The following is a 12,064-nucleotide window of genomic DNA, read 5'->3' as shown; positions in this document are numbered from 1 at the left end:
CACGGCGGCATGTAGGACCGTTCGGCCCGGCAGCCGCTCCCTTCCGAGGAGACCGCCTCGGAGTCAATGCCATAAACGTGCAGAACGGGCTGGCCGACATCTTGTCGGACGGCCCTGAAGTGCCAGTTCGCCCGGGGCAGACAAGAAAGAACCCCAAAAGACTGGTGCAACGCCGCAACGAATGTCAACGTAGACACCTTCCCAAGGAACCCCAGGTCAGAGAGGTGTCTGCCGTTGACCGTGGACACAGCGAAACCCGGATTCTCTACGACGATCGAGGCTCTTCGGCTCCGCACTTGGCGACTCGGCCCTGGACAGCCGGCCATGGTGATCGACCAGTTCACCGACGAGGACTTCAAACTCGTCGTGGATGATCGGGCCGATATGCACATCAACTCCCGCGACGGCCGTTTCTATCTCGGGTGGTTCCCCACGGGTCGGCCCGGCACGGATGGCGATGGCTGGGTGATCGCCGTCACGGGAACGGCCACCGTCCCCGGCTATCGCGTCATCTTCGACACCGAGACCCCCGCCCAGGTCGTAGCTGCGGTGGTGGCAGAGGTCATCGCCACCTCCGCGCCCGTACGCTCGCACTGAACTTCTCCCCGCGTGCGCTGTGGCACGAACCCCGCGCACGCGTCCTGTTGACGATGAAGGAGAACACCTTGGACCCGGAGTACACCGTCGGCGAGATCATCGACCGGCTCTCCGCCTTCGACCGTGATGCCATCTGCCGGATGGCCATCAACCCGCTCTTCGCAATGGAGCACACGGCAGGCTCCATCGTCAGCGCCGTGGACCCGCAGGGCCGGACTATCGTCTACCTCGCCGACGGCGGCGAGCAGCTCGGCCCCCTGCCCAAGTCTGTAGCCGTTGAGCTGACCTGGCACGAGCCGGTCGAAGCCCCGTCCCGCCGGCGCCGAAGCGCCACCGGCAACCAGTAGCCCGTTCCCCCGCTCCGTACTGCCTTGGAGGCGCCCCTGAACTCCCGCTCTTCCCGCTACCCGTCCACCCCCGACCCCGGCCCGTCGTACTGGGTCACTCCCCGACACCTCGCCGGCGATGATGGTGTCCTCGCCGACCGGATCTGCGACACCCTCGCCGAGGCCGGCTGGACGAGCTGGACGACCGCCCGCAGCACCCTGGTCTTCGTGAGCCCGACCGGCCTGTGCGGCGCCGAGTGGATCCGTACCGACCACGCCTTCCTGCTGGGCGGACTACCGGTGGCCTGGCAGATCTCCGCCCGCACGCACCGGGGGAGTGCCTTGGCCGAGTGGAACGCGTACTTCACCCCTGACACCCCGCACGAGGCCGTCGCGGACTTCCTCCTTGCCGTCGAGGCCCGTACGGACCCCGTCGTCAACTACTGCGGCCCGGGGGCCGTCATGTCGGCGTTGACGGCCATGGGCTGGCCCCGGGACTTTGACCACCCGGAGACCACCGCCTGGGATGCAGGAATGTCGGCGGGCTTCACCTGGGGGGAGCTGCCGGCGGGGATCCAGGACGGGGACCCGCGCCCGGACCTTGTGGGCTGGCAGGCGTGGGCCGAGCCGGTCCTCGGCGCCGCTTATCTCTGGTGCGCGACGTTCAGTGCGAGCACCCCGCACGACCTGGTCGCGGCCTTCGCCGCCTCGATCGCCTCGCCTGCCCCGGTGCGGCGCCGAGTACTGCCGGAACTCGCCGCGGGACGTCTTACCTTCAGCCTCCCCGGCTGACACTGCCGTCCTGCACCGCAACGGGCTGCCGTCCGTCCTTCTCCAGGACGGCGGCAGCTTCCTTCGGCATGCCCACTTCTCTGACTACCAGGAGGCCCTTTGCCCCACCCGCTGATCCGACTCTCCATCGGCCGCGCCAACGGTGTTGCCCACTACGGCGTGATGTTCGGGAGCGCCGAGTCCTTGACGGCGTGTGCCACGCACTCGCCCGACCTTGCCCCGATCAGCGACCGTACAGCCCACCAGACCTGCCAGAGCTGTACGAGGGCTCTCCTGGTGCTCATGACCCCGCCCCACTCAGGCGAGCTTGACGCCAGGCCCGCAGCCGGTGCTGGGAGGAGCGCAGCCGCCCACCGCCCTATCCCCGGGCACCTCCTCGGCTACTGCGGCAAGACCCTAGACTCCCGTCGCGCCACCGGGAGGCGTGCTTGCGCCAACTGCGCTCACCTCACCAAGACCCTGGACGCGCTTCGCCGGCGAGCGGGTGAACTCGTCCTACCCGCGGCCGAGCCGTGCCACGGTGACGACAACCTGCTGTGGACCCTGCACGGCGCTGGACGCTCCGCCTTCGGCCACCGCCGCAACGGCGCCACCGGCCAGACGTACTGCGGTGAACGGCAGCCCACCGTTCCGGCCCCCGGGGCTCACGAGTGCCCTGGCTGCCTGCGGCTGTGGGCGGAGGAGGAGACCTTCCGCCAGATGTACACGCTGCCCGAGGTACGCGCATACGCGGCGAGATCGGACCCGGATGCGCACGGCGCCTTCGAGGACCGTGCATGGTCGCTGGAGCCGGGTGACCGGTACACGATCTCTGGCTGCGATGAAGCGCACCACGTCGTTGCCGCCTCCCGGCACCGCTACGACAGCCGCGTCGACCTTGTCGTCTATCTGCCCGGCGAAGACCGCATCGCCGATGCTCGTGTCCACGGCGGCCGGCTCCTCGGTATCCAGCGCCCGTTCGCCGCCGGCACTGCGACCGTGCTGCCCGCCCCGCAACGCGAGGGGTAACGAGCCGCGATGCGCCTGGGGAGATCCACAGAGCAGGTCCGGGGCACCCTGAGCACGGGGTGGCTCACTTCATGGAAGCGTCAGTAGCCCGTCAGGCCCGGTTCCCACTCCACCAGGAGAAGGGAACCGGGCCTGACGCGTACCCCCCCGCGCACTGCCCCTCCGAGCGCTGGCCGCCCACGGCCCGCCTGGCGCCCAGCAGGCCAGACGATGAGGGTCTGCGGCCATGATGTTCACCCGTCTGAGGGATCTCGTACGTTCCTCCCGTACCCGTAGGGTCGAGCAGGGGGCGGTATAGGGGACGGGAGTTTCGGGATGAAACGCGAGCGAGCTACCGAGCTGCTCCGGGAGATGCTCGCCCGGCTTGACGCTGGCGAGCGCCCGCTGGACCTCGTGGACGAGGTGTACGTCTTCGGCTCGCACGCCCGGGGTGCGCTCGAGCCGGGAGACCTGGATGTGGCGGTGGTGCACCGCACCGACAGGGAGTTCGCGGCCGGCCTCGTCGGCGCCATGATGTCCGGGCGGGACCCCATGGCCGGGATGAAGAGGGCACTCAAGGGCAACAAGCGCGGAATCCAATTCGAGTTCAACCAGAACAGCGACCTGCCGGCGGGGGCAGAACCGGTGTTGCTGTGGAAGCGCGGGGATGCGCTCTCCGACGCCCAGGCGCGTCTGGCGGCCATCGAGCCCGACCCCGGCGCGGGGCGGGCTCCCCGCGACGAGATGATCGAGCAGTTCGAAGGGCTGGACCGCTGGATCCCCCTCCCGGTGCGGGCCCGGTTGGTGGAGATGGTGACCGCGGGAGCGATCGACATCCACCGGGTCGAACTGCCTGACGCCCCGCCCATCCGCCCCGACGCCATCGCCCTGCTGGCTCGGCGGTGGAAGGCCGAAAGTCCGCTGCGCCGCGCCGCCGGCGCCGCCCTTCGCTACACCGAGGACCTGGCGGCGGTCACGGGAGCCGTGTGGGTACAGGGAGATCCGCTCCAGCGCGGGCAGAGCTTCGAGCTGCCCGGCACGGTGTGGATCAATCTCGGCTGGTACGACTTCAGCCAGCTTCTCTTCCGCCTGCACCGGGGTGCACAGACCTTCGAGGTCATCCGCCCCACGCGCACCCAGCCGCTGCACGCTCTGCACATCACCGTCCGGGACGCCGCGGCGCTGCCGGAGCTGTAAACCTGCGCGGCCGGGCCGGGCACGCGGTGCGGTCAGTTGGCGGGGTGGGCCTTGGCGAGGGCCTTCTCCACGTGGGAGTCGACCAGGGCCGGTGATCCGGAGACGATCAGCAGGACGGCTCCGGTGCGGATGGCGGTCTGCTTGACGATGCTGTCCTGCCCGCTGGCGGTGAAGGTCAGCAACTGGCTCCAGGCCTGGTCGCCTAGGGCTGGGGCGGCGAGCTTCTGGGTGGTGATCTTGATGGGCTTGCTGCCGATCACCACCTGGTAGACGGGGCAGCCGGTCATCGCGTCGAAGATCCGCTTCGTACCGTCGGTCAGCTTCGGCGCGGTATCGCTGTAGAGCTCCTCGGAGATTTCGGAGCCGGTGTCGCCGCTGTAGAGGAAGGTGGCCTTCGCCTTGTGCGGGAAGTCCAGGCTCCCGCCGGTGGCGGCGTCACCGCCGAGCTGTTCCAGCGCCGGGCAGCCGATCACCGTCACGTCGTCGTGACGGGCGGCCTTCTCGGGCTTGCGGGTGTAGTCCTGGCCGAGATCGGCCTCGACGAGGAGCCGTGCGGCGAGCACGGAAGAGGGCAGGGGAGTGTTGGACGCTGAGGCGTCGGCCTTGGGCTGCCCCGACAGCTCCCCGAAGGGGGAGGTGGAACCTGCGGCGGTGTTGCCGGAGCAGCCGGATATGGCGAAGGAGGCCGCGATGGTCAAGCTGGTGGCGATGGCGCGCATGCGCATGTGAACCCCTGGTGTGGTCGATCGGGTCTGACGGCCGGGCCCCCGTGGGGCTCTCCTCCGGCGTTGTGGGTGGCAGGGGTTGGGTCAGTGGCCGAGGAAGCGCAGGCATTCCTCGTACGAGGCGTGCTGCGCGGTGATGGGCCCGCTGATCGTGTTGAACCAGGCCGCATTGAGCCGGGGCTCGACCTGCTGGTGGCCGGCCGGGCAGCGCAGCCACACACCGTCGTTGGTGCTCGCGACGATCCACTTCCGGTACGCACCGCACTCGCTGCAGGCGCGGACTTCACCGTCGAGGACGAGGGGACTGTCATGGGCCGTCAGCATCCCGGCCAGCTCCTCGCGCGTCGGCAGGCGCAGGTCGGGCGGCAGGAAGTCGTCCACGACCGGCACGGCTCCTGGCTCCTGGTGGTGCGGTTCCAGCGGCGGCTCGACGTGCGCCGCACTCCACGCTTCCCACCGCTGCTGGGCTTCGAGTCGTTCTCGTTGTTCGCGATTGCGTCCGAACATGAGGTCCCCCCTCGTCCTTGTCCTGCCGGGCACCATAGATCGTGCACCACACCCCTGTCGTCGTTCTACTCTAAAATCTCTCAATGTCCACGGGGCCGGTTGCGGCTGTCCTGGCGGGTGCCTGCGGGGCCGTTCGTGTGCGAACGCGACGGCTGGGCAGTGGAGTTTCCGGGGAGCGGCATCGCGGACGCGTCGGCGGGGAGCCCGGCCAGACGGCGCAGTCGCCACACCAGGACGTCACTGACCGAGGACGCGGTGTCCAACTCCCTTCGCCCAGTGGCCTGCACGAGGAGTTCGGCGGGATCGTGGCCGGCCGCTTCGGCGTCGGCGAGGGTGGAGGCGAGCGCAGGCCACCCGGCCTCGGCGAGGACCTGCTCGGCGAGCTCCGGCACCGCTTCGCGCACGACGGCGGCATGCCGCCGCTGGAGCGCCTGGGGCAGGAGGCGGCCTCGCTGGTGGAGTACGGCCATGGGGTGGCCGGCTGCGGCCTGGTAGGCGGTGCGCAGGTGTTCGGCGGCCTGGAGGGCAGCAGCGGCCTGCTGGGCGTGTTCCTTCCTGCCGTGCCACGCGGCGGCGGCGGTGACGAGGAAGAACGCCATGTCGATCATCATCGCGGTGCTCGCCCCGTCCTCCCCGCGGCCGAGTGCCGGTCCGCCGTGGACGAGGTCGCGGGCGGCCTGGCGCAGGGCGCGGTCGTGCCCGCGTGCGGCCCGGACGTGGGAGCGCGACGCCCGCTCGAACGCGATGGCTGCCTCGCCCAGTTGCTTGCGGGTGTGCGCGGCGGAGGTCTTGGCGAGCGCGTCCAGGACCTCGCCCGCCGCCGCGATGTGCGCGGAGATCACGCCGTCGTCGCCGTCGTCGAAAACGAGCACGGCCTGCCACGTGGCGGTCGTCGCGGCCCGACGTGCGGAAGCAGGACCGGGCACCGAGCGCAGCGGAGCATCCGCGGTGACGCCTTCGCCGTCCGGCCCGGCCGCTACCGGGGCTGTCCAGCGCTCGCGGATGCGGGGCAGGGAAAGGTCCGGGGCGAGCCGCGCACCAGGGTAGAAGACCGGCTCACCCTTCTTGTTGCGGTCGTCGGGCAGCGCGACCTTGTACCCGAGGAGATCACCAGAAGGTGCGACCCGTTTGTGGACGAGCAGGCCCGCGGCCGCCAGGCGATCGAAGAACTCCCCCTCGCTCTGGGCGCCGGCGACCGCACGACGCACGGTCTCGCGCAGTTCTTCCCGGGCGGTGCGTTCGCGGCCCTGGCGCTCGGCCTTGTGGCGTTCGGCGCTGGTGGGGCGCTGGGCGGCGGTGCCGTCTCCGGGCGCGACCTGGTGCAAGCCGAGTTCCTTCTCGATGAGGCGGCACTCGGCCTGGGCGCGCTTGCCGGAGCGGAAGTCGTCGGGGCGGCTGCCGTCTTCGCACACCAGGGTGGCGATGATGTGGATGTGGTCGTCCGCGTGCCGTACGGCGGCCCAGCGGCAGGCCGGCTCGCCGTCGCCGGGGTCGATGCCGGTGGCGGCCACGACCCGGCGGGCGATCTCGCCCCACTCCTCGTCGGACAGGATCCGGTCGCCCGCGGTGGCGCGCACGGAGGTGTGCCACACGTGCTTGGCGGGTCGGGCGTGCTCCGGGAGGGCCTCGACGGGCTGGTCGAGGAGCTGCTGGAGGTCCTTCAAGGTGGCTTTCGGATCGCGGCCGGGGTCGGGGGACATGCCGTCGAAGGACGCGACGAGGTGCGGGTCGGTGTGCTCCTCGTGCTTGCCCGGCCCGTACAGGTACGCGAGGAGGCCGATGGTCCGCGATCCGGGGTCGTTGACGCTGGGGATCACGACGTGCGCTGCGCGATCAGCTGTGAGGCGGCTTCGTGCACGGTCTCGGCGGCCCGCTGGACGGCGGAGACCGCCGTGTCGAGCTGGGGGACGTCAGCACCGGAGTTCAAGGCCTTGGAGACCTGGTTCAGGTTGCTGCCGGCCCAGCCGAGCCTGCGCCGGCTCTCGAACAAGGCGGTGATCACTTCGCGCTCGTCGGCGATCTCGGCACTGGTGCGGTCGAGGTCACGGGCGGCGGCAAGAGCGGCGCGGGCGAGGAAACCGGCGACGGACAGGTGACACCTGGCGGCGGCGGACTTGATCAGAGCGAACTCTTCTTCGTTGAAGCGGGTATTGGGCTGATGCAGGCGCTTCTTCTCGCGCGGCTGGCGCGGGCGCTGTCGGGCGCGGTCGGCGCGGTCGCGGCGGCTACGACGATCGGACGGCTTCTCCTCCTGCTCTGGCTTCGATCCGCCCCCGGTCGGAGCCAGAAGGACCTGCGCCCCCTGGTGCAGGTCCTCGCCCGCCCCCTCGGGGGCGGGTGTGACGGAAGCTACGCTTCCGTCCCAACTTGCTCGCCGCGAGAGCGAGTTGGCGTCCGGCTGCTCAAGGTCGGTGGTCGCGCTAGTCGGCGGGTTCGCCATCGGGTTCGGGTCCTCGTGATGCTGGTTCGGTCGGGGGATCGGCGGCGGTGCGGAACGGCAGGGGGCCCGGCAATGAGTCCGGGCCACCCTGCGGAGCGCCTCAGGGGGCGCTCCGTCTGCCGTTATGGGTGGTTTAGCTGCATTCGAGGCAGTGCTCGTAGTGCCGTGTGAGGGCTTTGGCCATTCGCTGCTTGGTGCCGAGCGCGGTCCGGGCGCTGGCCTTCGCCGGGGCGGTGCCCTGGTGGCGGGTGGCGTGGTTGCCGAGGTAGTGGATGTCCCGCTCGAAGTCGGCGCGGATGCGGGTGAAGCGGGGGCAGGTCTTCATCGGGGGCTCCTCGTCTTGGTGTTGTCGTCGCGCAGTCGGGCGAGGACTGGGGTGAGGCGGTCGTTGCGGATGGGGATCTGCTGGGCGCGCATGATCGCTCGCAGTTGCACGCGGGTGACCGCTTCGTTGCCGTCCCGTTCAAGTGCGGTCCGCACGTGGGGACGCAGCCGGTCGACGATCTCGTCCTCGGTGAGGCGGGGACGGGACCTCGGTCCCCGTCCGGTGCGGGACCGGTCCGGTACGCGGTTCCCCGTCCCCCGCTTCGGTTTGGGGACCGGTCCCCGGCGCGGGTTCGCCGGCGGGTCCTCGGGGTCGGCGCTGCCCCGGTCCCCGTCACGGTCCCCGGCCTTGTCCTGGTCCCCGTCCGGTGCGGGGTGGGGACGGGGACCGTCCGTCTCGGTCCCGGGGGCCGTCCCCTGACGGTCCCCGGTCCCCGGGACCGAGGAGCTGCGGTCGTGGCGGGTACGGTCCCCGCTGACGCCGTTGTTCCGCACCGTTGCGGGCGCGTGCCCCGGTCGGTCCCCGCTGGTGGCCTTGATGTTGGGGACCGGGTTGGGGACCGTGCGGGGCTCGTTGCCGATCCCCGCAGGGGTGACGGTCCCGGGACGGTCCCCGACCTGAGTACCGGGGACCGTGTTGGGACCGGGGGTCGTTGTGGGGACCGTGCCTGGCCCGTCCCCGTTGTGGCGGTCCCCGGTACTCAGGTCGGGGACGGTCCCCGTTGCCTTCTCCGTATCGGCCCCTGTGGGGACCGCCGGGTCGGGGACCAGTCGGGGACCGTGGCTCTTCCCGGGGACCGTGCTCGTCCGGTCCCCACCCGGACGTGCTCCCGCGCGATGGTCCCCGCCGGCGGGGACCGCGGCCCCGTTGCGGTCCCCTGACTGTGCGGACGGCTGGTCCCCACTGGTTGTCCGGACGGCCATCTCGCCCTCGGGGACGTCCTCCGTGGGGAGCGGAGCTTCGTCTGCGGGTGCGGCGACGTGCTGGTGAATCTGTCGCATCAGCACGCCGAAGGCGAGCAGTGCGGCGGTGGGCGGGACAGCGGCGACCACGTAGTCCAGCACGGGGACCGGGTCGGTGCCGGTCCCGCTCACGCCTGCGACGTTGAGCACGATCGAGCCGACCGATCCGATGGCGGTGAGAGCCACAGCCCACCAGTCGGTGACCTTGCGCAGCCCCGCCCGCAGCATCAGCAGTTCACCAATGACGATGAAGGCATCCAAGGTGCCGGGCCAGGCCCACTGGCGCTCGGGCGATTTGGCCAGGCCGTGCTGCCCGGCCACTTCGGCCAGGTGTGCGTATGACAGCCAGAACGCGGCGGCGGTGAGGGCTGCGATGACAGCTCCGGCGGCGGCGAGGGTGAACCGCTCGGCGGCTTCGGTGCTCTTCGTGGCCCTGGGGCCCGTGCCGGGGGTGGTCATACTGCCTTTCGGAGGTTGTTGATCAGGGCCTGGGTCTGCACGTGACGAGCCACCGGCTTCGGTTTCTGCTTCACGGCCTTGCCCCGTCTGTCCTTGCGGGGAAGACTGCGGTCACGCTCGGGGCCGTCACCGTCGTGAGCTTGGCCGGAGCGAGGGGGCTGCTTCCCGTCGAGGGCGGCCTGCCGGGCGGTCTCCGCAGGATTGGGATCCGACGCGAGGTTGTGGTTGTCGCGGTTCTCGATGGCGCGGGCCTCCACCCGGAGCAGGTCACGGGCCCACTCGACGCCGACTTGGAGGGTGTGGGCGAGCCGACTCGGGCTCCAGCCCTGGGCACTCGCGTAGCGGGTGAGCGTCCTGCGCTCCAGCCGGCTCAGCTGGACGTCCCGGCCCTCGATCGCTGCCTTCACCCGGCTGTAGTCCAGCCGGTTCTCAACCTGGTCGTGCCAGGTCAGGCGTTCGCTCTCCGTCAGGCCGCCCCAGACGCCTTCCTTGACCTCGTTGTCCAAGGCGTAGTTGAAGCATTCGCGGCGGACCGGGCACCAGCTGCAGATCTCCTTCGCCTCCGCGATGGCGTAGTCGTCGTTGGGCGTGTGGAAGAACAGCTCGTCCGCTGTGGCGGGGTCGACTCCGTTGCAAGCGGCTCGGGCGTGCCAGCTGATATCGGCGACGCCGTGGAGGTCTGTGGAAGGGGTGTTGGTGGTGATGTAGCGCATGGGGATGTTCTCCGGGTACGCCTCATGGGCCGGCGGGCGGGCAGCGCGGCACACCAGCGGTGAAGCGGTGTGGGTGCGGCTCAGCGGCGAGGCAGGGCAGGGGGAGCGGCTACGGGGCCGCACCGAAAGGGAGAGGGAGGAGAAGGGGCCGGTCAGGCGCGCTGGAAGCGGCGGTCCGGGCCGTCGAATTCGACGGGGGTGCACATCCCGGACAGCCGGGAGAGGATCCGGTCTCCGACCTTGTCGCGCAGCACCGGCTGGCGAGGGTCCGTGCGCTCGGTGCGGATCGGCGCCAGGTTGGTGGTGACCAGCGTCGGGAGGTGGTTCTCGCCGCGCCAGGCCAGCAGCCGGAAGGTGATCTCCTCGTTCCATTCGCTGGACTTGCCGGCGCCGAGGTCGTCCAGGAGCAGCAGCGGCACCCGGGCGATATCGCGCAGCAGCCATTCGACGTCCACGCCGCTGCGCTGGCGCATCTGCCCGAAGAGGTCGACGGCCTTGACGGCGTGCCAGCGGACCGCGCACCCGGCGGCGGTGAGGGAGCGGATCGCCCCGTACGCCTGGCGGGTCTTGCCCGCTCCGGTGTTGCCCCACAGCAGCAGCGAAGGTCCGCGGGCGATCACCCGGCGCCCGCCGCTGCCCCAGTGGGGGTTGTGGTCATCTGTGTGCGGCGCGGTCGCCGCCTCGGCGATGGTCCGCACCCAGGCCGTGACCGCCGGGTGATCGGCGAACGCGTCCCGGTAGTCGTACGGGATGCGCCGCTGGGCTGCCTCCAGGGCGGGGATCGGCTCCGGGGTGTTCGCCAGGATCGGGGCGGCCGGGTCGATGCCGCGTTCGGTGAGGCGCGCTGCGAGGCGGGCTTGCAGGCGGTCGGAGACGGCGGGCTGCGGGTCGGCGAGACGGGCGCGGGTCACAGGCTTCCTCCGAACGTGGTGGGCGCGGGCGCCGGGTTGAAGTAGGGCGTGTAGGTGGATCCGGTGCTGGCCCATGGCCCCGCGCCGGAGGCGGAGGACGGCGTCGAGCCTGCGTGCTGCGGTGAGGCGTTGACGACCTGGTTCACCAGGCTGGGCAGGACGCTCGGATGCAGGCCCTTGTCCCGCAGCAGGTCCATGGCGGCGCGGATGTCGCTGGGCGCGAAGTCCTCGTCGAGGAGCATCTTGATCTTCCGGCCCAGCAGCCCGCGCGTGTCGCTCGGAGGCTTCTGCCTGCAGCCCTTTACGTACTCGGCCACCAGGTCCTTGGCGGACGCCTTCTCCGAGAAGCTGCCAGGCGCTGGCGCCTGGCGCCCCGTAGGTACTGATCCAGGATCCAAGATCCTAGATCCAGACGACGAGCCCTCGCGTATTTGTGTCGAGCCTTCGTCGAATGCCTTCTGACCTGCGGTTTCTTCAGGCAGGTCAGAAAGCGGTTCCTGGAGGGCTCTCGAGGCGGGTCCCGGGGCCGTACCGAAGCCGACGGGTGCGGGGTCCGGCTTCGCTGCAGGCACAGAATCGGTCGAAACCGGCTGATCGAGTATTCGACGAGTACTCGTCGAATCCTGCGAGGCGCTACCGGCAAGCCCGGCTGCCGTGGTCGGCGCCGACGCCATGGCGGGTGAGGAGGAGGCGGGGCAGGCCGCGTTACCGCACTCGCTGCACAGGCGCTGAGCCTGGTGCACGGGGCACCGCGGCATGCGCGACGCGGAGGGCCGGTCGATCTTCTGGTGCTTCTCCCACTTCACGACGTGCAAGTAGTCCTTGTCGTCGCACCCGGTGTAGCGGCAGATGATGCCGACGGCCGCCAGCTGGTCGAGGTCCCTGGCCACGTGGGCGGGAGTGTGCTCGATACGCAGCGGCCACACGAGTCCGGCGATGATCGCCGGGTGGGCAAGGAACCGTCCGCTGTCATCGGCCTGGGTGAGCAGTCCTTGGAAGGTCACCATCGCGGTGACGTCGCACGCAGCGAGGTCCTCCGACCAGAACATCTCGGGCTTGATCGTGCGGATGCGGGCCATTAGGCGACACCACCCTGATCGCGAGTTGCGGGGTCGGCCTTAGG

At 70.5% G+C, this 12,064-nt stretch carries 14 protein-coding genes and 1 pseudogene; 5 read left to right on the top strand and 10 right to left on the bottom strand.

Features of this window, described 5'->3' with window-relative positions:
• The first annotated feature begins 234 nt into the window (after nt 1-234).
• The 3 genes from ACE1OC_RS04590 to ACE1OC_RS04580 are packed head-to-tail and all read left to right on the top strand — an operon-like array spanning nt 235 to nt 1,715.
• Nucleotides 235-597, top strand: a complete 363-nt coding sequence (locus ACE1OC_RS04590; protein WP_266449642.1) for a DUF317 domain-containing protein — start codon at nt 235-237, stop codon at nt 595-597.
• 53 nt (nt 598-650) lie between these two features.
• Nucleotides 651-944, top strand: coding sequence for a hypothetical protein (locus tag ACE1OC_RS04585; protein ID WP_266449639.1), 294 nt, complete (start codon nt 651-653; stop codon nt 942-944).
• 24 nt (nt 945-968) lie between these two features.
• Entirely contained in the window at nt 969-1,715 is a 747-nt protein-coding gene (locus tag ACE1OC_RS04580; RefSeq protein ID WP_266449636.1) for a DUF317 domain-containing protein, read from the top strand.
• Nucleotides 1,716-1,867: 152 nt separating this feature from the next.
• Here ACE1OC_RS04580 and ACE1OC_RS04575 read toward each other — a convergent pair whose 3' ends face one another.
• Nucleotides 1,868-1,999: a hypothetical protein gene (locus ACE1OC_RS04575; RefSeq protein WP_407835897.1), complete on the bottom strand. Its 132-nt coding sequence runs from the start codon at nt 1,997-1,999 to the stop codon at nt 1,868-1,870.
• Nucleotides 2,000-2,414: 415 nt separating this feature from the next.
• On the opposite strand from ACE1OC_RS04575, the gene ACE1OC_RS04570 reads away from it, so the two are divergent.
• Together ACE1OC_RS04570 and ACE1OC_RS04565 are read left to right on the top strand one after the other, a co-directional pair.
• Entirely contained in the window at nt 2,415-2,723 is a 309-nt protein-coding gene (locus tag ACE1OC_RS04570) for a hypothetical protein (protein WP_266494483.1), read from the top strand.
• 315 nt (nt 2,724-3,038) lie between these two features.
• On the top strand, nt 3,039-3,899 hold the full coding sequence (locus ACE1OC_RS04565) for a nucleotidyltransferase domain-containing protein (RefSeq protein ID WP_407835896.1): 861 nt from the start codon (nt 3,039-3,041) through the stop codon (nt 3,897-3,899).
• Nucleotides 3,900-3,931: 32 nt separating this feature from the next.
• On the opposite strand, the gene ACE1OC_RS04560 is transcribed toward ACE1OC_RS04565, so the two are convergent.
• The 9 genes and pseudogenes from ACE1OC_RS04560 to ACE1OC_RS04520 all read right to left on the bottom strand — a co-directional run bounded on the left by ACE1OC_RS04560 (nt 3,932) and on the right by ACE1OC_RS04520 (nt 12,020).
• A complete protein-coding gene (locus tag ACE1OC_RS04560; RefSeq protein WP_407835895.1) occupies nt 3,932-4,624 on the bottom strand; it encodes a hypothetical protein in 693 nt (230 codons plus the stop codon).
• A gap of 84 nt (nt 4,625-4,708) precedes the next feature.
• On the bottom strand, nt 4,709-5,131 hold the full coding sequence (locus ACE1OC_RS04555; protein WP_407835894.1) for a hypothetical protein: 423 nt from the start codon (nt 5,129-5,131) through the stop codon (nt 4,709-4,711).
• 80 nt (nt 5,132-5,211) lie between these two features.
• Nucleotides 5,212-6,948 (bottom strand): relaxase/mobilization nuclease domain-containing protein, encoded by a 1,737-nt coding sequence (locus ACE1OC_RS04550; protein WP_266494494.1) that lies wholly within the window; start codon nt 6,946-6,948, stop codon nt 5,212-5,214.
• Nucleotides 6,945-7,571 carry a plasmid mobilization protein gene (locus ACE1OC_RS04545; protein WP_266448285.1) on the bottom strand — a complete coding sequence of 209 codons (627 nt, stop codon included), beginning with the start codon at nt 7,569-7,571 and terminating at the stop codon, nt 6,945-6,947. The genes ACE1OC_RS04550 and ACE1OC_RS04545 overlap by 4 nt, the downstream gene beginning before the upstream one ends.
• Before the next feature lie 133 nt (nt 7,572-7,704).
• Nucleotides 7,705-7,896, bottom strand: a complete 192-nt coding sequence (locus ACE1OC_RS04540; RefSeq protein ID WP_407835893.1) for a hypothetical protein — start codon at nt 7,894-7,896, stop codon at nt 7,705-7,707.
• Between the two features lie 962 nt (nt 7,897-8,858).
• A pseudogene (locus tag ACE1OC_RS04535) lies at nt 8,859-9,317 on the bottom strand (DUF2637 domain-containing protein); the annotation flags it as partial.
• Nucleotides 9,314-10,030 (bottom strand): WhiB family transcriptional regulator, encoded by a 717-nt coding sequence (locus ACE1OC_RS04530; RefSeq protein ID WP_276565719.1) that lies wholly within the window; start codon nt 10,028-10,030, stop codon nt 9,314-9,316. The gene ACE1OC_RS04530 and the pseudogene ACE1OC_RS04535, both read right to left, overlap by 4 nt.
• Before the next feature lie 152 nt (nt 10,031-10,182).
• Nucleotides 10,183-10,941, bottom strand: a complete 759-nt coding sequence (locus tag ACE1OC_RS04525) for an ATP-binding protein (RefSeq protein WP_407835892.1) — start codon at nt 10,939-10,941, stop codon at nt 10,183-10,185.
• Entirely contained in the window at nt 10,938-12,020 is a 1,083-nt protein-coding gene (locus tag ACE1OC_RS04520) for a hypothetical protein (RefSeq protein ID WP_407835891.1), read from the bottom strand. Before ACE1OC_RS04520 ends, ACE1OC_RS04525 begins: the two co-directional genes overlap by 4 nt.
• Nucleotides 12,021-12,064 lie beyond the last annotated feature (44 nt).

This window comes from Streptomyces stoeckheimensis (assembly GCF_045822005.1).
GTDB lineage: Bacteria > Actinomycetota > Actinomycetes > Streptomycetales > Streptomycetaceae > Streptomyces > Streptomyces stoeckheimensis.
Note: the sequence above shows the minus strand (reverse complement) of the source record. Positions and strands in the feature narration are given on the sequence as shown.